This window comes from Limnohabitans planktonicus II-D5 (genome assembly GCF_001270065.2).
Lineage (GTDB): Bacteria > Pseudomonadota > Gammaproteobacteria > Burkholderiales > Burkholderiaceae_C > Limnohabitans_A > Limnohabitans_A planktonicus.
The window spans coordinates 1-20,446 of sequence record NZ_LFYT02000015.1 but is presented as its reverse complement, the minus strand read 5'-3'; the positions used below and the strand labels follow the sequence as shown (position 1 = coordinate 20,446).

Annotated in this window: 21 protein-coding genes and 2 tRNA genes; 11 read left to right on the top strand and 12 right to left on the bottom strand. The window is 55.5% G+C overall.

Features of this window, described 5'->3' with window-relative positions; all coding sequences use genetic code 11:
* Window positions 1–198: 198 nt before the first annotated feature.
* The 5 genes from H663_RS32615 to hrcA form a co-directional block, all read right to left on the bottom strand.
* Entirely contained in the window at window positions 199–1,173 is a 975-nt protein-coding gene (locus H663_RS32615) for a Bug family tripartite tricarboxylate transporter substrate binding protein (RefSeq protein ID WP_053171636.1), read from the bottom strand.
* An 866-nt stretch (window positions 1,174–2,039) separates the two neighbouring features.
* Entirely contained in the window at window positions 2,040–2,480 is a 441-nt protein-coding gene (locus tag H663_RS32605) for a hypothetical protein (protein WP_053170852.1), read from the bottom strand.
* Window positions 2,481–2,530: 50 nt separating this feature from the next.
* Window positions 2,531–2,956, bottom strand: coding sequence for a hypothetical protein (locus tag H663_RS32600; protein ID WP_053170855.1), 426 nt, complete (start codon window positions 2,954–2,956; stop codon window positions 2,531–2,533).
* 377 nt (window positions 2,957–3,333) lie between these two features.
* Window positions 3,334–3,410 (bottom strand) — tRNA-Ile (locus H663_RS32595).
* A 35-nt stretch (window positions 3,411–3,445) separates the two neighbouring features.
* Window positions 3,446–4,450, bottom strand: a complete 1,005-nt coding sequence (gene hrcA, locus H663_RS32590; protein ID WP_053170858.1) for a heat-inducible transcriptional repressor HrcA — start codon at window positions 4,448–4,450, stop codon at window positions 3,446–3,448.
* A gap of 29 nt (window positions 4,451–4,479) precedes the next feature.
* On the opposite strand from hrcA, the gene H663_RS32585 reads away from it, so the two are divergent.
* From H663_RS32585 to rapZ, 3 genes are read left to right on the top strand one after another with little or no spacing between them, the layout of a single operon-like run.
* Window positions 4,480–5,373 (top strand): NAD kinase, encoded by an 894-nt coding sequence (locus H663_RS32585; RefSeq protein ID WP_053170862.1) that lies wholly within the window; start codon window positions 4,480–4,482, stop codon window positions 5,371–5,373.
* A 4-nt stretch (window positions 5,374–5,377) separates the two neighbouring features.
* Window positions 5,378–7,075, top strand: a complete 1,698-nt coding sequence (gene recN, locus H663_RS32580) for a DNA repair protein RecN (RefSeq protein ID WP_053171638.1) — start codon at window positions 5,378–5,380, stop codon at window positions 7,073–7,075.
* Entirely contained in the window at window positions 7,072–7,935 is an 864-nt protein-coding gene (gene rapZ, locus H663_RS32575) for an RNase adapter RapZ (protein WP_053170865.1), read from the top strand. Before recN ends, rapZ begins: the two co-directional genes overlap by 4 nt.
* Before the next feature lie 12 nt (window positions 7,936–7,947).
* On the opposite strand, the gene mutY is transcribed toward rapZ, so the two are convergent.
* Window positions 7,948–8,991, bottom strand: coding sequence for an A/G-specific adenine glycosylase (gene mutY / locus H663_RS32570; RefSeq protein WP_053170868.1), 1,044 nt, complete (start codon window positions 8,989–8,991; stop codon window positions 7,948–7,950).
* On the bottom strand, window positions 8,976–9,791 hold the full coding sequence (gene mutM, locus H663_RS32565) for a bifunctional DNA-formamidopyrimidine glycosylase/DNA-(apurinic or apyrimidinic site) lyase (RefSeq protein ID WP_053170871.1): 816 nt from the start codon (window positions 9,789–9,791) through the stop codon (window positions 8,976–8,978). Before mutM ends, mutY begins: the two co-directional genes overlap by 16 nt.
* Before the next feature lie 185 nt (window positions 9,792–9,976).
* Between mutM and H663_RS32560 the strand changes: the two genes are divergently transcribed.
* The 7 genes from H663_RS32560 to H663_RS32530 all read left to right on the top strand — a co-directional run bounded on the left by H663_RS32560 (window position 9,977) and on the right by H663_RS32530 (window position 16,019).
* The gene (locus H663_RS32560) at window positions 9,977–11,587 is read left to right on the top strand and encodes a tetratricopeptide repeat protein (protein ID WP_240620521.1); all 1,611 of its coding nucleotides are present in this window, start codon (window positions 9,977–9,979) and stop codon (window positions 11,585–11,587) included.
* Complete coding sequence (locus H663_RS32555; RefSeq protein ID WP_053170878.1) at window positions 11,584–12,084, top strand: lipoprotein insertase outer membrane protein LolB; 501 nt, start codon at window positions 11,584–11,586, stop codon at window positions 12,082–12,084. Before H663_RS32560 ends, H663_RS32555 begins: the two co-directional genes overlap by 4 nt.
* A gap of 47 nt (window positions 12,085–12,131) precedes the next feature.
* Complete coding sequence (ispE, locus tag H663_RS32550) at window positions 12,132–12,983, top strand: 4-(cytidine 5'-diphospho)-2-C-methyl-D-erythritol kinase (protein WP_053171640.1); 852 nt, start codon at window positions 12,132–12,134, stop codon at window positions 12,981–12,983.
* Between the two features lie 27 nt (window positions 12,984–13,010).
* Window positions 13,011–13,087 (top strand) — tRNA-Gln (locus H663_RS32545).
* A 42-nt stretch (window positions 13,088–13,129) separates the two neighbouring features.
* Window positions 13,130–14,107 carry a ribose-phosphate pyrophosphokinase gene (locus H663_RS32540; RefSeq protein WP_194945193.1) on the top strand — a complete coding sequence of 326 codons (978 nt, stop codon included), beginning with the start codon at window positions 13,130–13,132 and terminating at the stop codon, window positions 14,105–14,107.
* A 100-nt stretch (window positions 14,108–14,207) separates the two neighbouring features.
* Entirely contained in the window at window positions 14,208–14,837 is a 630-nt protein-coding gene (locus H663_RS32535) for a 50S ribosomal protein L25/general stress protein Ctc (RefSeq protein WP_053170881.1), read from the top strand.
* A 198-nt stretch (window positions 14,838–15,035) separates the two neighbouring features.
* Complete coding sequence (locus H663_RS32530) at window positions 15,036–16,019, top strand: Bug family tripartite tricarboxylate transporter substrate binding protein (RefSeq protein ID WP_053170884.1); 984 nt, start codon at window positions 15,036–15,038, stop codon at window positions 16,017–16,019.
* A 45-nt stretch (window positions 16,020–16,064) separates the two neighbouring features.
* Here the strand turns inward: H663_RS32530 and H663_RS32525 are convergent, their stop codons facing one another.
* From H663_RS32525 to H663_RS32505, 5 genes are read right to left on the bottom strand one after another with little or no spacing between them, the layout of a single operon-like run.
* Window positions 16,065–16,673, bottom strand: a complete 609-nt coding sequence (locus H663_RS32525; protein WP_053170887.1) for an SCO family protein — start codon at window positions 16,671–16,673, stop codon at window positions 16,065–16,067.
* Window positions 16,674–16,683: 10 nt separating this feature from the next.
* The gene (gene cyoE / locus H663_RS32520; protein ID WP_053170892.1) at window positions 16,684–17,580 is read right to left on the bottom strand and encodes a heme o synthase; all 897 of its coding nucleotides are present in this window, start codon (window positions 17,578–17,580) and stop codon (window positions 16,684–16,686) included.
* Window positions 17,577–18,707 carry a COX15/CtaA family protein gene (locus H663_RS32515; RefSeq protein ID WP_053170895.1) on the bottom strand — a complete coding sequence of 377 codons (1,131 nt, stop codon included), beginning with the start codon at window positions 18,705–18,707 and terminating at the stop codon, window positions 17,577–17,579. Before H663_RS32515 ends, cyoE begins: the two co-directional genes overlap by 4 nt.
* Before the next feature lie 3 nt (window positions 18,708–18,710).
* A complete protein-coding gene (locus H663_RS32510) occupies window positions 18,711–19,424 on the bottom strand; it encodes an SCO family protein (protein ID WP_053170899.1) in 714 nt (237 codons plus the stop codon).
* Window positions 19,375–20,118, bottom strand: a complete 744-nt coding sequence (locus H663_RS32505; RefSeq protein ID WP_053170901.1) for an SURF1 family protein — start codon at window positions 20,116–20,118, stop codon at window positions 19,375–19,377. The genes H663_RS32510 and H663_RS32505 overlap by 50 nt, the downstream gene beginning before the upstream one ends.
* A 14-nt stretch (window positions 20,119–20,132) precedes the next feature.
* Between H663_RS32505 and H663_RS32500 the strand changes: the two genes are divergently transcribed.
* Window positions 20,133–20,366, top strand: a complete 234-nt coding sequence (locus tag H663_RS32500) for a twin transmembrane helix small protein (protein ID WP_205872723.1) — start codon at window positions 20,133–20,135, stop codon at window positions 20,364–20,366.
* The last annotated feature ends 80 nt before the right edge of the window (window positions 20,367–20,446 follow it).

Genomic DNA, 20,446 nt, shown 5'->3' with positions numbered 1-20,446 from the left:
CCTCTCATGTCGGACTCTGCGAGTGCCGACCATGAGTGACATGTTTCACACATTTCAAACTTCAGCGTTCCGGATCAATAACCCACAAAGCCTGTCCAAAACTGCTGATGACCCTTGCCCCGGGAGATCCCGCCGAAACTGGACAGCGAACATGTGCTTATGAGATGCCCGCTTGTAGAACGGATTGGCACAGGCTGCTCACTCCAGCATGATCTTGCGTTCACTGATGATTTTTTTCCATTTGGCCGATTCCTTGGCCAACATGGTGGTGAATTGCACAGGCGTGCTGCCCACAGGCTCAATACCCAAGCTTTGCAGCTTGTCAATGACTTCAGGGTCTTGCAACACCTGGTTGGCGGCGGTGTTCAACCGGCTGACCACCCCAGGCTGCAACCCCCTAGGACCAAACAGGCCAAACCAAGTGGTGGACTCATAACCCGGCAGCACATCGGCAATCGGGGGCACACCGGGTGCCAACGGCGTTGCTTTGAGTGAGGTCACCCCCAGCGCACGCAAACGACCATCGCGCACATGCGGCAAGCCGGTGGGCAAGCTGTCAAACAGCACATCCACCTTGCCACTGACCAAATCGGGAATGGCCAGAGCCGTACCTTTGTAGGGGATGTGGACTACAAACACATCGGCCTGAGCCTTGAAAAGCTCGGCCGATAACTGCACGATGGTGCCATTGCCGCTCGATGCGTAGTTCAGGCGGCCGGGGTTTTTCTTGGCGTATTCGACCCATTCCTTGACGGTTTTAGCGGGCGAATTGTTGGGCACCAGCATGATGCTGGGCGCGTTGCCCAAATGGGCGATTGGTGTGAAGTCGCGCACCGCGTCGTAAGGCATGCGCGGGTTCAGGTTGGGGCCAATCGAGTGCGTGCTGGAGGTCGACAGCAGTAAGGTATAGCCATCGGGTGTGGCTTTGGCTGCAAGGTCCGAGCCCAGGGTGCCGCCTGCGCCCGGGCGGTTTTCCACCACCAGCGGCTGGCCCAGTTTTTCGCTGATTTTTTGCGACAAGGTGCGGGCAAACAAATCAGTGGCCCCACCCGCCGGAAACGGCACGATCAGTCGCACCGGTTTGCTTGGATATGACTGCGCTTGTACCAAAGACAAAGCGGGCCACACCAACGCCATGGCCAAGGCTGCGCGAATCAAGTGTCGTTTTTGCATCAATTTCACCTTCACCAAGAGGGAACAAGCCCGAAAGCTCAAAAGGAATGAACATTTTGACAGAGGGCCCGCAAGTTCAGCGTGAACACAAAACATGACCCCATAGTTCAATTCGGCCATTCAAAGTCCTTGAACGCCATCACCTGTCGCCGATGGTGCGCGTATTGCGACAGACCGAGACGAAAAAATGAGCTTGAACAAACCCCCAAAAACTCGATGGAAGTGCGGGCATTTCTTTTGCACCCCGCCTTGATGCCTGCCCTGTGCCCATAAGGCACAAATAAACAAACCCACTTGGGAAAAAAAGTGGGCTAAGTGCTTGAATTAAATGGCAAGGTGTGACTGATTTTTTGAAGCCGGCGGCAAAAAAAGTGAAAAATCGGAATTTGGTGCCGCAATCGGGCCTGCCTTATGCCCAATTGAGCCTGTTGTCGTGGAAAATTTTAAGCGGTTTCTAATGAAATCAAGCACTTAGCGCGTTTCGTGTCGAACTCGGGAGCACAGTTTAAAAAAACGTTATGAACAACAAGCAACATATTGTTATTCTCACAACCAACCACACATCACGGCTGGACAGGGGACAGAAAGACAAGAACGTTTTGCTTGAGATGAACGCTGCCAGAGACGGACCCCTACTGCCATTTCAAGCAAGGTTGCAACTGATATGAATGTCGTATTAATCGATAAAGAACTGACAGTTGAGATTGCGACTCTTAACAGCTCTTTGCGTGAAGTGATGAAACGTTCCAAACGACTGCTTGGCTCCGGCAAAATCGGCCTTCAAGCAAAGTTTGAACTCATATCGCACTTACAGACAAAAACCTACCGATATGCGGACTTTCGAACAAAATAATTAATAAAATATATTAGATTTTCGAACAAATGGATGAATTCACCAAAATTTCATATATCACACCACCCATTGAATTTTGGTATCTATTCAGAAAATCAATATCAACATCCAAAAACTTTTTTTTCATATCATCATCGCACTCTTGCTTCTTGATAGCTGGCTCAATTTTCTCTAAAAATTCTCGATTTACTCCTTGCGAAGCCAGTTCATAAACACTCAAAATTTTATTATTTTCGTATTTTATTGAAATTAATGTTGTTTCTTTATCAATTTTATGGGGTAATTTTTTGTTTATCTCAGGCAATTCAACCAAAAACCCCTCAAGAATATAATCTCTAAGACCAATATAGACTTCTTTACTTGACTCTTCTTTTTTGCCAAAAAAATAAAATATAAATACTACACAAAAAATTAAAGCAACTGGATAAAGTTTTAAATATTTATTTTTGATCATACTTAATAATTGCCTGAGCAAAAATGCTCAGGCACTTCAATTCATAAAAATTACTGAGAGCCTTCTTTAATATTTGAATCTTGACCCATAATGAGCTTCAAAACCGAAGGATATTCATAAGCACTTCCATTATTATGATCAATAATTGCACCTATCCCGCCACCAAAAATAATATTACCAAACATATTGCCTTTAGTTTTTGATACGACATTAGCGCGAGCGTCTGACAAACCAGACTTCGTACATTTAACCATCAAATCTTTGTTTGAGCGACGAACCATCACGGTAGCAGGTGTCACGGCAGTCCAAGTACCCTCGTCATTTTTCAGCTCACACTGTGCGCCCGTCAGGTCTTTATTGTCAGTCGTATAGGTCATAATTGAAAGATTTTGACCTGTCCCTTCACCCGTAAGCGTTGAACAACCTGAAGCAAAGGCGCAAAGTGCAGCCATAGCAACCATCAGTGATTTATTCATTTTGAGTCTTTCGTAGTTAAAAATGGAAGAATACGAATTTTAAAGCTATAAAAAATTTTTAGCAATAAATCTACCCTTACAACTCAGACGAAATTCACCCCAACATCAAACCAACTTGTCAACCTGCCTCATTGCAGTCAACTTGCTGAAGAGCCGCTCAATCATTGCCGGACAGGTATCCATCTGCATGCTGAGTGGGTGTGTATGCGAGTGCTGTTGCGCAGCAGTTCAAAGGTTGCGTTTGAATGCAGCAGTCTTTAGAGCTTTCTGTTCTGCCCGCCTGAAGTGCCACCCCCGAATTTGGGACAGGTGTTTCAGTGGGACACAATAAAAAAGTCACCTTGTCGCGTTGTACAAAGTGACTCAAAGGATTTGAATGGTAGGGCGTCACGGACTTGAACCGTGGACCAAAGGATTATGAGTCCTCTGCTCTAACCAACTGAGCTAACGCCCCCACCTAAGCCTGTGATTGTAGTGGCTGGCAAGCGCTTATTTCGACTGGCTCAAGGCATTGCTGACCAAGCGGGAGGTGATGTTGACGATCTGGATCATGCGGTCATAGGGCATGCGGGTGGGGCCTATCACGCCCAAGGTGCCCACAACCTGACCATCCACTTCGTAGGGCGAGCTGACGACGGACAACTCTTGCATGGGCACGATCTGGCTTTCGCCACCGATGTAGATGCGCACCCCTTCGGCCTGGCTGGACACATCGAGCAGGCGCATGAGCTGTGTTTTTTGTTCAAACAGCTCAAAGGCACGACGCAAATGCCCCATGTCACTGGAAAAGTCACTGACGGACAGCAAATTGCGTTCGCCGGAAATGACCACCTCGTTGTGATCTTCGGTCAAGGCCTCCGAGCTGACTTGAACCGCTGCCTGCATCAAGGCGGCGATTTCGCCTTGCAGGCTGACCAACTCTTGCTGCACCCGACTGCGCACTTGCTCAATGGCCATGCCCGCGTAATGGGTGTTGAGGTAATTGGAGGTCTCGATCAACTGGCTTTGGGAGTAGTCGATTTCAGTGAACAGGATGCGGTTTTGCACATCGCCTTCGGGCGAAACGATGATGACCAGAAAGCGCCGCTCGGACAAACGCAGAAATTCAATGTGCCGGAACACCGACGCCCGTTTGGGTGCCATGACGACGCCCACGAACTGGGACAAACTGGACAAGAGGTTGGCCGCGCTGGCGATGACTTTTTGAGGCTGGTCCGGCGTCAAGGCCGGGGCTTGCAAGCCTTCTCGCTGCACCGTGAGCATGGTGTCCACAAACAGGCGGTAGCCGCGGGTGGTGGGAATGCGCCCTGCCGAGGTGTGGGGGCTGGCGATCAGGCCCAATTCTTCCAGATCGGCCATGACGTTTCGGATGGTCGCGGGTGACAGGTCCAGACCGGATGCTTTGGACAGCGTGCGTGAGCCCACGGGTTGGCCGTCCGCAATGTAGCGTTCCACCAGGGCTTTGAGCAATAACTTGGCGCGATCATCGAGCATCGACTCATTTTAATGATGTAATTTGCAGCATGAGATCCAAATTCCGTCACGTTGCGCTTTTTGGCAAATACCATGCCACCGTCACAGGGGGTGCCCTGGAAAGTTCGCGCCAGGTTTTGGACGATGTCGCCCAGTTTTTGATCCGCCAGGGCTGCGAGGTGGTACTCGACAAAGACACGGCGCTGCACACCGGCCTGAACCTTTACCCCACCTTGGACATGCCGGAGATCGGCAGCCAGTGTGACTTGGGCTTGGTCATTGGAGGGGACGGCACCATGCTGGGCATTGGCCGACAAATGGCGCGCTACAGACTGCCGCTGATTGGCATCAATCAGGGGCGCCTGGGCTTCATCACCGACATTCCGATTCAGTCTTACCAGGACGTGTTGCAACCCATGCTGCAAGGCCGCTACCAGACGGAAGACCGCAGCTTGCTGCATGCACAAGTCATGCGCGACCAGCACTGCGTGTTCAGTGCGCTGGCCATGAACGATGTGGTGGTCAACCGGGGCGGCACCTCGGGCATGCTCGAACTGAGGATCAGCGTGGACGGGCGATTTGTGTCCAACCAGCGCGCAGACGGCTTGATCATTGCCACGCCCACGGGCTCGACGGCTTACTCACTGTCTGCCGGTGGCCCTTTGATGCACCCGTCCATCGGAGGCTGGGTCATGGCCCCCATTGCCCCGCACACTTTGTCCAACCGGCCCATCGTGCTGCCAGAATCCTCTGAAATCACCATCGAGATCGTGTCTGGCCGCTATGCCAGTGCTAATTTCGACATGCAATCTCTGGCCGACTTGCTGATCGGCGACCAGATCAAGGTGCGACGCTCTGAACATACGGTGCGGTTTTTGCACCCCGAAGGCTGGAACTATTTCGACACCTTGCGTAAAAAAATGCACTGGAATGAGGGAGCCTGAAGCCGTGGCACTGACGCACATGACCTTGCGCGACTTTGTGATCGTGCACGAATTGGAACTGGATCTGAGCAGCGGCTTCAGCGTACTCACCGGTGAAACCGGTGCAGGCAAGTCGATCCTGATTGACGCGCTGCAACTGGCGCTGGGCGCTCGTGCTGAAGCCAGCGTGGTGCGTGAGGGAGCGAGCCGTTGCGAGGTTTGCGCCGAATTTGACAGCTCCCCCACCCTGCACAACTGGCTGCAAGAGGCGGGTTTCGAGTCTGACTTGAGTTTGCTGCTGCGCCGCACCGTGGACGCTTCAGGTAAAAGCCGCGCCTGGATAAATGGCAGCCCGGCTACCGCCACGCAGCTGCGTGAACTGGGTGAGCACCTGCTGGACATCCACGGCCAGCATGCCTGGCAGAGCCTGACACGCCCAGATGCGGTGCGGGGCTTGCTGGACGCCTATGCGGGCATCGACACGCGCCCCTTGAAAAGCGCCTGGCAAAAATGGCGGCAGGCTCAGCAAACCCTGGCAGAGGCACAAGCGGCACAAAGCACACTGGCCCATGAACGTGAACGGCTGGCTTGGCAAATCGGCGAGCTGGAGAAGCTCAATCCGGCCGTCGACGAATGGGATGATCTGAGCACCCAACACAGCCGCCTGGCCAATGCACAAACCCTGATGGATAGCGCACAGCAGGCCACCCTCTGGCTCGAAGGCGAGGACGAAGGCGGTGCCTTGCCTGAATTGTCGCGCGCCATTCAGGGCTTGCAATCCCTGGGCCATATCGAGCCGCAGTTCAATGCCCTGGCCGAAGTCCTGATTTCGGCACAAGCACAGGCCGAAGATGTTGCCCACAGCCTGCACAGTTATTTGCGCAAAGCCGATCTGGACCCGCAAGGCCTGGCCCAACTCGACGAACGCATGGGCCTGTGGTTGTCGCTTGCGCGCCGCTACAAAAAAACACCCGAAGAGTTGCCCATGACGCTGGCAGCCTGGCGCGATGAATTGACCAGGCTGGACGCGGCCGTGGACCTGGACAGCTTGCAAAAGGCTGAACAGGCTGCGCACAAAATCTGCCTTCAAATGGCCCAGCAAGTCTCCAAGCAACGCAAAAAAGCGGCGGCCCCGCTGGCCCAAGCGGTCAGTGCTGCCATGCAGCAACTGGGCATGCAGGGCGGGCGTTTTGAAGTCAGCCTGCAAACCCAGGCCGCACTGGCGCAGCACGGCCTGGAAGAAGTCAGTTTTTTGGTGGCTGGTCACGAGGGCAGCACGCCACGGCCTGTGGGCAAAGTTGCCTCGGGCGGCGAGTTGTCGCGCATTGCGCTGGCCATTGCCGTGACCACCAGCGAATTGGGCGAAGCCGGGACACTGATTTTTGACGAGGTGGACGCCGGAGTCGGCGGTGCCGTGGCCGAGACTGTGGGACGTCTGATGCAGCAACTTGGCCAACACCGCCAGGTGCTGGCCGTGACCCACCTGCCGCAGGTGGCAGCCTGTGCAGACCACCATCTGCTGGTGAGCAAAACGGCCATCAAGGGCCAGGTCAGCAGCCAGGTGCGCAGCGTGATCAACGATGAACGCATGAACGAAATCGCCCGCATGCTGGGTGGGGAAAAACTCTCGGCCACCACCTTGGCCCATGCCCGGGAAATGCTGGGCCACCCCGCTAGCGCCGCCATCACCTCAGCCACCAGCAATAAAGCCCCATCAAAATGACCATGGACATCATCCTGATCACTGGCATGTCCGGCTCTGGCAAATCTGTCGCCTTGCATGCGCTCGAAGATGCGGGCTATTACTGTGTCGACAATTTGCCCCCCGAGCTGCTGATTCCCTTCGTCAAGCTCGAAGAGGAACAAAATGAGCAGCGCTTGGCCATCGCCATTGACGTGCGCAGCGCCAATTCGCTGCACATGATGCCCGAGCAGATGGGCCTGTTGCGCAACATGGGCATGACCGTGAAGTCGGTGTTTTTGGACGCCACCTCAGACACTCTGCAACGGCGCTATTCAGAAACACGGCGCAAACACCCTTTGTCAGGCGGCGACAAGCCTCAAAACGACAAGGCCTTGTTTGAAACCATCGAGTTTGAACGTCAATTGTTGGCCGATTTGCGTGACCGTGCGCATGTCATCGACACCAGCTTGCTGCGTTCGGCGCAGTTGCAAACCTACATCAAGACGCTGGTCAGCGCCCCACTGGCCCAGCTGACGCTGGTGTTCGAATCGTTTGCCTTCAAGCGCGGGATTCCCACAGACGCCGACTACGTGTTTGATGTGCGCATGTTGCCCAACCCGCATTACGAAAGCACCCTGAGACCGCTTACAGGACGCGACGCGCCAGTGCAGGACTACCTGCGCCAATCTGAAGAGTTTGTGCAAATGCAAATGCAACTCGAGGGATTTTTAAAGCACTGGATTCCAGCGATTGAGCGGGATCACCGCAGCTACGTGACGGTTGCCATTGGCTGCACGGGTGGGCAGCATCGATCGGTGTTCATGGTGGAGCAGTTGGCCAAAAATTTTGGCACGCGCTGGCTCACCCTCAAGCGGCACAGGGAGCTGGACGCGCTCTGAGCATGTGCGTGCTCAGAGGCTTGACAACAAACTGCGCATGGGCGCGGGCAAGCCCAGGTCTGGCCAAGCGGCGGCATCCACCCACTGGCCATCGCCAGCGGGTTGGGCATGCACTGAGCCACTCAGCCGTACCGGATGCAGGTGCAAATCCCGATGGGTCAGCACATGTTTCCAGGGCTCCAGGTATCGGACGTTTTGCCCCTGTGGCCAAGCGGCCAGCAACTGATCTTCAGTGTCAAACACCGGCAAACAGAACAAACCCGCCCAAATGCCTTTTTGAGGCCGTTTGTGCAACCACACCTGCCCCTGCGCGTTTTCGGCCCACAGCAGCCACAAGGTGGCGCTGCTGCGCTTGAGCTTGCGGGTCTTGACCGGATACGCCAAGGGTGTCCCATTTTCAAAGGCTTTGCACATGGGCTGAACAGGGCATGCTGGGCATTGCGTTTTACGCGGCAAACACAGCGTGGCGCCCAGATCCATCAAGGACTGGGTGTAGGAAGGCATGTCTGCGGCTTGTTCGGGCAACATTTTTTCGGCCAACTGCCAAAGTTGCTTTTCGTTTTTGGACACAGCCAGGTCATCGGCAAAGCCCAGCACACGGCTCAACACCCTTTTGACGTTGCCGTCCAGAATGGCCACGCGCTCTTGAAAGCAAAAAGCCGCAATCGCAGCCGCCGTGGATCGGCCAATGCCAGGCAAAGTTTGCAGGTCTTGCGCATGGCGGGGAAACACGCCCCCAAACCGGGCCATGACATCTTGCGCGCAGCGGTGCATGTTGCGCGCCCGGCTGTAGTAGCCCAGCCCACTCCAAAGCGCCAGCACTTCGTCTTGTTCGGCGGCAGCCAGCGCCGCCACATCCGGAAATTTATGGAGAAACCGGGCGAAATAGTCCAGCACAGTGCTGACTTGCGTTTGCTGCAGCATGATTTCGGACAACCACACCCGGTAAGGATCTTGGGTGTTTTGCCAAGGCAGGCTTTGCCTGCCGTACTGGCGCTGCCAGTTGACCATTTGTGTGGCAAACCCTGCGGGCATCTGGATCACGGTTTCTGGCATGTGGGGCAATAAAAAGTGGTGCGCTGACCTTGCAGCAAAGAACGGATCGGCGTTGCACACACGCGACAAGGCGCACCTGCACGGCCATAAACCGCCGCCTCCAGTTGAAAATAGCCTGTGCGGCCTTCGGCATTCACAAAATCCTTGAGCGAGCTGCCGCCTTGCTGCACGGCACGCGACAGGACCTGGACAATGGCTGCATGCAGTTTGGCCACCCTGGGCCCACTCAAACGGGAAGCCCGGGTGGTCGGACGTATGCCCGCCATGAACAAGGATTCGGACGCATAAATGTTGCCAACGCCCACCACATCATGCCCGGCCAACAGCACCTGTTTGATGGCCGCTTGACGTTTTTTCAGCGCCTTGGCAAAAACGGCCAGATCAAACTGCCCGTCAAGCGGCTCCACGCCCAGGTGCCCCAGTAACTTTTGGGCCTGGGGGGATGCCTCTGAAGGGGCCCAGACCACAGCGCCAAAGCGTCGCGGATCATGCAAGCGCAACACCCCGTGATTGGTCACCAGATCCATGTGATCGTGCGGCCCTGGAGGAACTTGGCTCGGCGCAAAATTCAGACTGCCCGACATGCCCAGATGGAGCAGCAGCAAGCCTTCATCCAGGTCAAGCAACAAATATTTGCCCCGCCGCCTGACCGCCACCACTTGCCGCCCGACCAGGCTATGGGCAGACGCGCCCAGGGGCCAGCGCAAAGGCTTGCCCATGCGTACCTCCATGATCGTGGCCGAGACAATTTTGTCGGCAAAACTGCGACGCGTGACTTCAACTTCGGGGAGCTCGGGCATGTTTTCCAGACCAGGAGGGGGTCATCGCCCTCTGATGCGCTTGTCAAAAGATGGGCTCGATTATGATGACCTGCATGAAATTCTGGTTTCGACTCGCCGTCTTGTCCTCTTGCTTCGCCGGTGCATGGGCCCAATCTGCAACCTCCTCAGCAGATACACCCAAAAAACCGTCTGCGCTGGATGCCGTGCTTTTTTATCAGATCTTGCTGGGCGAATTGAACGTGCGGGAAGGCTCTGCTGGCAGCGGTTTTTCCATCATGCTCGATGCGGCACGCAAAACGCGCGATCCAGCCTTGTTCCAGCGCGCCGTTGACATTGCCCTGCAGGCGCGCTCCGGCGAGGCCGCACTGCAAGCGGCCCAAACCTGGAAAAAAGAACTGCCCCAAGCCCTTGAGCCCAATCGCTACATTCTGCAGATTCTTCTGGCGCTCAATCGCATCGAAGAAGCAGGCCATGCCTTGACGTCCTCCCTCAACGAGCTGCCACTGTCTGAGCAAACTGCTGCCATCATCTCCGTTCCAGGCGTTTTTGGTCGTGTTCAGGACAAGATCCTGGCGGCAACGGTGGTCGAAAAAGCGCTGCAAAAAGCCCTGACACAACCGCAAACCACGGCCAGCGCCTGGACCACGATTGGCCGCATGCGGCGTGATGCCGGGCAAATCCCCCAGGCGGTGGAAGCCGCCGTCAAGGGCCACGGCGCAGACCCACAAGCCCAAGGTCCTCTGGTTTTATCACTCAGCCTGATCAGCAACGCCAGCAGCACACTCAAACCGATGTTGGATGCAGCCATGAAAAAGGAAGCCTCTGCGCCATTGCGTCTGGGCTATGTGCGGTCCTTGATTGGCTTGCAACTTATTCCTGATGCTCTGGCGCAATTGTCATTGCTCAACAACAAATTCCCAGACTTTGCAGATGGTTGGCTGGTTCACGGATTACTGTTGTTTGAAAACAACCGCTCCTTGGATGCCACAAAAAGTCTGGAAACTTATATTCAGTTGACCGCCCAAAGCAAAGATACCGAGCAACTGGTGGGGCGCGTTGAGGCACTGGTTGCGCTGTCAAAAATGGCGCAGCGCCAAGGACAAATCGAAAAAGCCAAGTTTTGGCTCACTCAAATGCCGGCAAATGCGGACCCCCTGAAACTTGCCAGCCGTCAAGCCGACTTATTGACCCAACAAGGGCAACTTGAGCAAGCCCGCATGACTTTGGCACAAGTCAAAACCAATACAGCAGAACAAGCCCTCAAAAAGAATTTGGCTCAATCCCTCTGGTTGCGCGAAAACGGCCTGGCCCCTGAGGCTTATTTGCTGGTGAAAAATGCGTTGACCACCTCACCCAACAACGCAGAACTGCAAATTGAATTGGCACTGATTTGCGAAAAACTCAAAAAGTACGAGGAGATGGAAACACTCCTGCGTCAACTGATGCTAAGCAATCCCAAAGAGCCGCATGCTTTCAATGCATTGGGATATTCCTTGGCAGACCGTAATCTTCGTCTCGATGAAGCACGCCAACTCATCAACAAAGCGGTCGAGCTTTCGCCCCAAGATCCCTTCATCCAAGACAGCTTGGGCTGGGTTGCATTCCGCCAGGGCGAACACCTGCAGGCCCTTCAAATTTTGCGCGCTGCCTACAAAATCCGCCCCGATGCCGAAATTGCCGCTCACTTGGGTGAAGTTCTTTGGACCATCGGGCAAACTCAGGAAGCAACAGCCATCTGGCGTGAAGGCCTGCAACTCAAGGCAGACAATGAAACACTGCAAGAAACCCTCAAACGCTTGAAAATCAAGCCATGAAGCGGTCTGTTACTCGCAGTCTGTTCAAGATGGGCCTGAGCTTTTGCCTGGGCATGATGTTGATTTCATGCGCCACCCGCATCATGGTGCCAGCCAGCGCCAGTGCATATTGGTCAGGCCGACTTGCCTTGCAAATCAACTCCGAACCCATCCAGCAAATGAGCGTCAGCTTTGAGCTCCAAGGCAGTCCCGAGCAAGGTGAATTGATCTTGTTCAGCCCCATCGGAACCACCATGGCCAAGTTGAACTGGACTCCTCAGATGGCGTGGATCGAGCAAAACGGACACCGAAATCATGGCGCCAACCTGCAGGCGATGACCGAACAATTGACAGGTACATCACTGCCGATTTCAGCCTTGTTTGAATGGTTGGCAGGGCGTGAGCAAGCTGCCCCAGGATGGCAAGTCGACTTGTCAACACACCCTGAAGGTCGACTGACCGCTCAGCGAAAAAAACCCCAACCAGAAACGGTTTTACGCATCATCCTTGATCGCTGAAAAACGTGTCCCACGCGCATGCGCGCGCCGCTGGTGATAATCAGCACATGAAATCGCTCTACGATGTTCCCGCACCTGCCAAACTGAATCTTTTTTTGCACATCACGGGTCGGCGCAGTGATGGTTACCACCTGCTCCAATCGGTCTTCATGCTTGTTGACTGGTGTGATACCTTGCATTTCGAGATGCGCCCCAACAGTCGCATCAGCCGTGAAGACCTGACCGTCAAACTACCAGACGATGACTTGAGCACCCGGGCTGCTCGGCTTTTACAGAAACACACCGGATGCACGCAAGGTGTACACATCACGGTTAACAAGCAAATTCCGGCCCAAGCTGGCATGGGCGGCGGATCCTCCGATGCAGCCACCTGCCTGCTGGCACTGAACCAGTTGTGGAATCTGAAACTTGACTTACCCACACTTGAAAAACTGGGACTGCAACTGGGTGCCGACGTACCATTTTTTTTACGCGGTCGTAACGCCTGGGTTGAGGGTGTTGGCGAAGAAATCACCCCCATCGACTTGCCTCCAGCAGACTTTTGGATCATCAAACCAGCTGCAGGCATTGAAACATCCCAAATTTTTGGACATCCGGACCTGAAACGCGATACAAATGCTGCTACAATAGCGGTCTTCGCTGCACAGACATATGACTTCGGTCACAATGATCTACAGCCTGTTGCACAAGGCATTTGCCCTGACATCAAACTAGCGCTTAATGCGCTCGAAGATTCAGGGTTAAACGCAAGAATGACAGGCTCTGGTAGTGCAGTGTTTGCACACTGCAAACCAGGCACAAAACCAATCTTGGTCCCAGACCATTGGCAAGTGCGCAAATGCAGCAATTTGGATGTTCATCCTCTTGTAGGTTGGGCAGCCAGCGACAATTATCGGTAGGCCGCTGTTTCAGCAGTCAACCCGTGTAGGGGAGTCGCCAAGTTGGTTAAGGCACCGGATTTTGATTCCGGCATGCAAAGGTTCGAATCCTTTCTCCCCTGCCAAATACGTTCATTCGTACAGGCCCCAATTTTCTGATCGCTGGAATGCCCATGCAGCCTGCTTCATACACACCCGACTTCATGCTTTTCACCGGTAATGCCAACCCTGTTTTGGCTGCCGAAATCGCACACCATCTGGGCACTCAGTTGGGCGCAGCAGATGTGGGCCGTTTTTCTGATGGCGAAGTCACCGTCGAAATCAAACAAAACGTCCGTGCTCGTGAAGTCTTTGTGGTCCAGTCCACCTGTGCACCGACCAACGAAAATCTGATGGAATTGTTGATCATGGTCGACGCGCTCAAACGCGCTTCGGCCGGTCGCATCAGTGCAGTCATTCCCTATTTTGGCTACGCACGTCAGGACCGTCGCCCACGCTCCAGCCGAGTGCCCATCACAGCCAAAGTTGTGGCCAATATGCTGCAAGCCGTCGGCGTTGACCGCGTCCTGACCATGGACTTGCACGCTGATCAGATTCAAGGTTTCTTTGACATCCCTGTTGACAACATCTACGCCTCCCCTGTTTTGCTGGGCGATCTGCGCCAGAAAAACTATGAAGACCTGATTGTCGTCTCGCCCGATGTTGGCGGTGTGGTGCGTGCACGTGCCCTGGCCAAGCAACTTGGTTGCGATTTGGCCATCATTGATAAACGCCGCCCCAAAGCCAACGTGAGCGAAGTGATGCACGTGATCGGTGAGATCGAAGGCCGTAACTGCGTGATCATGGACGACATGATTGACACCGCTGGCACTTTGGTCAAAGCCGCAGAAGTGCTCAAGGAGCGTGGTGCCAAGAAGGTCTACGCTTACTGCACACACCCCATCTTTTCAGGTCCGGCCATTGAGCGCATCTCCAAGGGTGATGCGCTGGATGAAGTGGTGGTGACCAACACCATTCCGCTGACAACACAAGCTGCTGCCTGCACCAAAATTCGCCAACTGTCTGTAGCACCTCTCATCGCTGAAACGATGCACAGGATCGCCAATGGGGAGTCGGTGATGAGCCTGTTCTCGGATCAAATCTGATCCACTTCGGGCAATCAGCGGCCTGCCACCCAATTGGACTGGCAGGCTTTTTTAAGTCAGGGCATCACTGGTCGCGGTGAGCCCTTTGATGGAGTAAGTTATGAAATTCGTCGCTTTTGAGCGTTCCAAGCAGGGCACGGGTGCGAGCCGCCGTCTCCGCAATTCCGGCCGTACACCTGGCATCGTTTACGGTTCCACATCGGCCCCTCAACTGATCGAGCTGGACCACAATGCGCTGTGGCATGCCTTGAAAAAGGAAGCCTTCCACGCTTCGATCCTGGACATGGAATTCAACGGTCAGTCCAGCAAAGTCTTGCTGCGTGACTATCAAATGCACCCCTACAAGCAGTTGGTGCAACACATTGATTTTCAGCGCGTTGACGCCAACACCACTTTGCACATGAAGGTGCCTTTGCACTTCAGCGGCGAAGAAGAGTCGGAAGCCGTCAAGACCGACAAGTGCCTGATCAACCACGTCGTGACCGAAATCGAAGTGGCTTGCTTGCCCGCCAACTTGCCTGAATTCATTGCAGTCGATCTGAAGGGCCTCACCAAGGGAGTTTCCCTGCACTTGAACGACATCACTTTGCCCGCGGGTTGCAAAGCCATCACCCATGGCAAAAAGAACCCGGTTCTGGTGTCTGTGGTGGCCCCTGTTGAAGAGGTCGTGGTGGCACCTGTTGCTGCACCTGCTGCTGATGCCAAAGGCAAGGGTAAAGGCAAGAAGTAATTTCTTTCAGCCTGACGTCTTGGCCAATTTGGCCTGATAGCAAAAAGCCCGCTTTGCGGGCTTTTTGCATATGCAAGCAAGATTTGTTGCGTCGGCCTTAGTGCTACTGGGCATTTTTTTCCGCTGACAGGTTCTATGAACTGCGAAAATTCGCAGTCAATGTTCATCAATTGAAATTCAATCATGTCTGGAACTCGAATGAATAACTCTTTATCACGCAGAGTCATCCTTGGTCTTTTGGCCCTCAGCGCCTCCTCCTGGAGTCAAAGCCAAACTGCTAAGGCATCATGGCCTGAACATGCTGTCAAATTGATCGTCGGTTTTCCAGCGGGATCCAGTCCTGATTTGACTGCGCGGGCATTGGCCGAACCGCTGGCCAAAGCTTTGGGCCAGAACGTCATTGTGGAAAATAAGGTGGGCGCGGGCGGCAACATCGCCGCCGACTTCGTCGCGAAATCCACCGATGGCCACACCTTGGGTCTGATGATCAACGGCAACATGACGATTGCCCGCATCCTGAACCCCAATGTGCCTTATGACCCCCTCAAGGACCTCGCCCCCATCAGCCTGATCGGCAAAGCGCCTTTGGTGCTGACCGTGCCTGCCAGCGCCCCCGGTGAAACTGCAGCAGAGTGGTTGAGCCAGGCCAAAAAGGCGGGCGACAAACTCAGCTATGCATCGCCCGGTGTCGGCACCGTGGCACACCTGGGCATGGAATTGCTCAAAACCAAAGCCGGCATTGCGCCTGTGCATGTGCCCTACCCCGGCAACCCGCAAATCATCACAGCCATGTTGGGTGGTCAAGTGCAACTGGCTTTGCTGCCTCCGGCCATGGCGGCCGCCCAGGTGCGCGGTGGCAAGCTGCGGGCCATTGGGGCTTCGAGCACCGGGCGCAGCCCTGTCGCGGCCGAAGTGCCGAGCCTGAGTGAGATCGGGGTAAAGGATTACCAGCTGGAAATTTGGAATGCGGTGGCCGCACCCGCCTCGATGCCAGCGGCTGTGGCCAGCAAGTTGTCGGCCATGGTCAGCGACATCGTGCGTGCGCCCGAGATGCGTGCGCGTTTGTTCCAGCAAGGCTGGCAAGTGGTGGGCTCATCGCCCGAGGGCTTGCGCAACCGGATTGAGTCCGACACGAAAGCGCTGGGCGACATCATCCGCAGCCAGAAGATCGAGTTGAACTGAAAACCCTGAAACAGCGTATCGAGAGCCTGGCCAAGAGGCCAGGCGTCACTTGCCGCTGAGCAAGATCTTCACATCGGCGGCCAGCGACTCGGCCCCACTGGCGTGGCGGTTGTACAGGCGAATGCGGCCTTGCGGGTCAAAAGTGAAACTGCCCGCCGAGTGGTCCATGGTGTAGCTGGTGGCAGTTTTGCCTTCGACCTTTTTGTAATAGATCTTGAAGTCCTTGGTCACCTTGGGCAGTTGCTCGGCGGTGGGGCGCAAGGCCACAAAATCCGGCCCGAAATTGGCCATATAGGCCTTAAGCAATTCGGGCGTGTCTCGCTCGGGGTCTACGGTGATGAAGATGCCTTGGAGCTTGGCCCCATCGGCACCCAGCAACTGTTTGGCCTGGGCCATTTCTTGCAAAGCGGTGGGGCAGACGTCGGGACATTGGGTGAAACCGAAAAACACCACCACGGCCTTGCCCGCATAGTCCTTCAGCGTGCGCACTTGGCCGTCTTGGTCACTCAACTCCCAGCCCTGGGCATAGTCGGCTCCGGTGATGTCAACGCCACGAAATGAAGGCTTGTCCTCGCCGCAGCCGCTCAAGCCCCACACTGCGCCTGCCAAGCACATGGCCAAGGCTGCTTTCGAAAATACTCTGCGTTGCACCATGCCTGTGGTCTCAAAAAATGTAGTGGTCAAGCAGCAAAGCGGCAAACAAGGCGCTCAGGTGGACCAAAGAAAAGCGAAAGGTCTTGCGGGCCAGCTCGTCCGAATATTCGCGGTACAAGGCCACCGCATAGCCGATGAATCCGATGCTCAGTACCACAGCGGCGACCAAGTAAAGCCAAGAGCTCATGCCGTAGACAAAAGGCATCAAACAAGACGCCATCAACACGATGGTGTAAAGCAAGATTTGCAGACGCGTGAAGTCGTTGCCGTGCGTCACGGGCAGCATAGGCAGCCCAGACTTGCGGTAGTCCTCGACCCGGTAAAGTGCCAGCGCCCAAAAATGCGGCGGTGTCCACAGGAAAATGATCAAAAACAAGATCAAGGCTTCCGGCCCGACCTGACCGGTCATGGCCGCCCAGCCCAGCACGGGTGGCATGGCCCCACTGGCCCCGCCGATCACGATATTCTGTGGCGTGAGTGGTTTCAAGATCACGGTATAGATGATGGCGTAGCCCACAAAGGTGGCAAAGGTGAGCCACATGGTGAGAGGGTTGACCAACACGTACAACACCGCCGAGCCCAAGGCGCAGAGCACGGCCGAAAACAGCAAGGCCTGCTGGTCACTCAACTCGCCCTTGGCGGTGGGCCGCCAGGCGGTGCGCTTCATTTTGGCGTCGATGGTTTTTTCCACCAGGCAGTTGAAGGCCGCAGCAGCCCCAGCCACCAGCCAAATGCCAACGCAAGCCCACAGACCCAGCTTCAACTCGGCCAGGCTGGGCACACCGGGTACGGCCAGCACCATGCCGATCAAGGCACAAAAAACGATCAATTGAACCACGCGCGGTTTAGTCAGTGCGTAGTACTGTTGCCAGGCAGTCAAAGGCAAACGGGCGGTGGCGACGGTCATTCGGCAAGCTTTTTGGAAAAGAGAACAGGCCCTGAATTATCAGCCCGGCTGACACTCAAGGCCCAAGTCAGGGTCAAGGCCATGGCAGCGGCCCCGCCGGTGTGCATCACGGCAGCCAGCAAGGGCCAGCCCAGCACCACGTTGCTCAAGCCGGTGGCGAACTGCAAAGCGCACAGGCCCAGCAACCAACGCCCGGCCACAGCCAAGCCCGGCTGGAGCCGCAAACGCCAGCCCACCCACAGCAGCACCGCCAACACCAGCCAGGCGGCCGAGCGGTGCACAAAATGGATGGACGCCAGCGATGCAAAAGGCAACAGTTCACCTGTTGGGGTGTAACCCAGTTCACGCCAGACGCTGAAGCCCTGCCAGTTCATCTCAGGCACCCACTGGCCGTGGCAGGTAGGGAAATCAGGACAGGCCAGCACCGCGTAATTGGTGCTGACCCAGCCCCCCAAGGCAATTTGCAACCACAGCAAAACAAAGCCTGCCCACAAACCCGTGCGCAATAGCGACGGCAAGGCCCGCGAGCCTGGGCCGTCATAACGCACGGCTTGCGCCATCAACAAAACCAACAATCCAATGCCGCCCATCAGGTGCAAGGTGACGATGGCCGGAAACAGTTTCATGGTCACCGTGAGTGCGCCGAACGCTCCTTGAATGCAGACCCACACCAAAGTCAAGGTGGGCAACCAGGGGCTGACCTCTCGGCTTTGACGTCGCAGCCACCATGTCATGGCGGCCAAAGTGAGGATCAGGACGCCGACCCCCGTGGCCAAATAACGGTGAACCATTTCGATCCAGGCCTTGCTCTTGGTGACTGGACCCGTGGGCATGGCGATCTCAGCGGCCTTGATTTCAGCTTTGGCACCGATGGGCGTGGCGCTGCCGTAGCACCCAGGCCAGTCGGGGCAACCCAAGCCAGAATCGGTCAGACGGGTAAAGGCGCCAAAGAGCAACAGATCGAAGGTCAGAAACAAGGTGATCAGGGTTAGGGCCTTGAGCCGCCCCGATGGAGAGGCACTGCGTTGTCGCCACAGCCACCAGCCCAAAGGCAATGCTGCAACCGCCAAGCCTACGGCCATGAGCTCCAAAATGGGCTCCAGGTTGTACAGGTCAACTTCGGTCATGTTTCAGCGTCCGGCTTGGTCCCAAGACGATGAGGCTTTGAGCAAACGATCCAGATCGCGCTTGGCTTTGGAGGCACCGGGCACGTCCATGTTGGCCGGAAAACGCATCATGAAGTTGCCCATCGGATCAATGACGTACAAATGGTCCTGCAACTGCTGGCCCTGAGCCGGGCTGATCCAGTTTTGCACCGTGGCCGTGTCCAACCGCAGCACATGCGCCAGGTTCAAAGCGGGCAAGAGTCCGGGGGCTACATGGGCGTCATCGGTGACCAACCAGACACGGTCGAGGCGGTCTTTTTCGCGACCCAGAATTTCACGCAACTGTCTCTGGAAATAGAGGTTTTGCTGGCAACGCTCGGCGCAATCGCCCGACGCCACCGTCACCAGCAACCATTGGCCTTTCAGGCTGGCCAGCGTGACCGATTCGCCCTGCAGGTTTTTGGCACTGACCTGGGGCATGTCTTTTTGCGGCTGAATCAGCTCGCCATAGACACGACGGCCTTCGGGGCGGATGACGTAGTAAGTGAAGTACGAAGCGATGACTGGGGAGGCGCAGACCAGCATCATGGCGATCATTTTCCAGCGACCCATGCGGGTGCGCTGGGCATCGGCTTGCACCACGGCACCCGGGCTGGGCATGTCGTGCACCGTCATGACCAGGGGGCTGTCAGACAGGTCGTTTTTGGCGGCGGGGTTGGACAATTTGGAACCAGACATAAAGTAATGCGATCAGACCACTCAGGCCAAACCATTGGAAAGCGTAACCGTGGTGTTTTTCAACGCCACTGGCCACAACGGGCCATTCGCGCAGCAGGCCCTCGGAGGACTCGCCCGACTGCAGCAGGGTGACTTCGAGCACCTTCAAACCCGTTTCTTGTCGGTATGCAGTCAGGTCGAGATTTTGCCGTATCGGGCCCGTCTCGGCACCACCAAAGTCATAGAGCCTTGATGGCCATGGGGCCAAATGCCCTTGCACCTGAACCAAGCCTTCTGCCGTTTGCACTGGGGGCAATGCAGTGCGATCCGTGAAAGAGCGCTGAGCCCAGCCGCGCTGCACCACGAGGACCTCGCCAGAGCCGTCGATCTGCAAAGGCGTGAGCACAAAAAAGCCGGGCTTGGCATTCATCTGTCGGTTGTCCAGGTAGACCGTGTAGTTGGGCAGCCATCGACCGGTCACAACCATGCGGCGGTAAAGCAACTCGCTGCGCTGCAACACGTCTTCAGAACTCCCCTTCAATGTTCGGCCATCTAACATTTCTTTGCGCGACTGCGCAGTTCGAGCATCCTGGAGAGCGGTTTTTTCACTGGCGCGGCCGAGCTGCCACAAACCCAGTGAAAACGTAATAGCCACACCCACAGCGGTCAACGCCAGCACTATCCATCTTTTCCAGTGAAGGGGTTTGTCAGTCATTGGATAATGTGTCCATGAAAATTCTTGTCGCCACCGCGTTTCTCGCCATTTTGGTCAGTCTGGGTTCGGCCCTGATGTACATGATGCGGGGCAGCACCCCGCCCGCCGAGGGCCAAGCGCCCAAAAAAGGCAATATGGCCACCGCGCTGGCTTTTCGTGTCGGCTTTTCCATTGTCCTCTTCATCTGCGTGTTGGTGTCCTGGAAAATGGGCTGGATCCAGCCGACAGGTATCCCGCCAGGGGCCTGATCAATTCTTCGATTTTTGAGGTGACCGATACTCGATTTGATTGGGTATTTTCGTTTCATCCTTGCCCAACAAAAAAGCGC

What these genes read in the sequence shown, in the direction of transcription:
- ispE (WP_053171640.1), top strand. Translation starts at nt 12,132, where the DNA reads ATGAAATCGCTCTACGATGTTCCCGCACCTGCCAAACTGAATCTTTTT.
- H663_RS32555 (WP_053170878.1), top strand. Translation starts at nt 11,584, where the DNA reads ATGAAGCGGTCTGTTACTCGCAGTCTGTTCAAGATGGGCCTGAGCTTT.
- rapZ (WP_053170865.1), top strand. Translation starts at nt 7,072, where the DNA reads ATGACCATGGACATCATCCTGATCACTGGCATGTCCGGCTCTGGCAAA.
- cyoE (WP_053170892.1), bottom strand. Translation starts at nt 17,580, where the DNA reads ATGACCGTCGCCACCGCCCGTTTGCCTTTGACTGCCTGGCAACAGTAC.
- H663_RS32585 (WP_053170862.1), top strand. Translation starts at nt 4,480, where the DNA reads ATGAGATCCAAATTCCGTCACGTTGCGCTTTTTGGCAAATACCATGCC.
- H663_RS32510 (WP_053170899.1), bottom strand. Translation starts at nt 19,424, where the DNA reads ATGTCTGGTTCCAAATTGTCCAACCCCGCCGCCAAAAACGACCTGTCT.
- H663_RS32540 (WP_194945193.1), top strand. Translation starts at nt 13,130, where the DNA reads ATGCCCATGCAGCCTGCTTCATACACACCCGACTTCATGCTTTTCACC.
- H663_RS32500 (WP_205872723.1), top strand. Translation starts at nt 20,133, where the DNA reads ATGAAAATTCTTGTCGCCACCGCGTTTCTCGCCATTTTGGTCAGTCTG.
- H663_RS32505 (WP_053170901.1), bottom strand. Translation starts at nt 20,118, where the DNA reads ATGACTGACAAACCCCTTCACTGGAAAAGATGGATAGTGCTGGCGTTG.
- mutM (WP_053170871.1), bottom strand. Translation starts at nt 9,791, where the DNA reads ATGCCCGAGCTCCCCGAAGTTGAAGTCACGCGTCGCAGTTTTGCCGAC.
- H663_RS32515 (WP_053170895.1), bottom strand. Translation starts at nt 18,707, where the DNA reads ATGACCGAAGTTGACCTGTACAACCTGGAGCCCATTTTGGAGCTCATG.
- H663_RS32600 (WP_053170855.1), bottom strand. Translation starts at nt 2,956, where the DNA reads ATGAATAAATCACTGATGGTTGCTATGGCTGCACTTTGCGCCTTTGCT.
- mutY (WP_053170868.1), bottom strand. Translation starts at nt 8,991, where the DNA reads ATGCCAGAAACCGTGATCCAGATGCCCGCAGGGTTTGCCACACAAATG.
- H663_RS32525 (WP_053170887.1), bottom strand. Translation starts at nt 16,673, where the DNA reads ATGGTGCAACGCAGAGTATTTTCGAAAGCAGCCTTGGCCATGTGCTTG.
- H663_RS32535 (WP_053170881.1), top strand. Translation starts at nt 14,208, where the DNA reads ATGAAATTCGTCGCTTTTGAGCGTTCCAAGCAGGGCACGGGTGCGAGC.
- H663_RS32530 (WP_053170884.1), top strand. Translation starts at nt 15,036, where the DNA reads ATGAATAACTCTTTATCACGCAGAGTCATCCTTGGTCTTTTGGCCCTC.
- H663_RS32615 (WP_053171636.1), bottom strand. Translation starts at nt 1,173, where the DNA reads ATGCAAAAACGACACTTGATTCGCGCAGCCTTGGCCATGGCGTTGGTG.
- H663_RS32605 (WP_053170852.1), bottom strand. Translation starts at nt 2,480, where the DNA reads ATGATCAAAAATAAATATTTAAAACTTTATCCAGTTGCTTTAATTTTT.
- hrcA (WP_053170858.1), bottom strand. Translation starts at nt 4,450, where the DNA reads ATGCTCGATGATCGCGCCAAGTTATTGCTCAAAGCCCTGGTGGAACGC.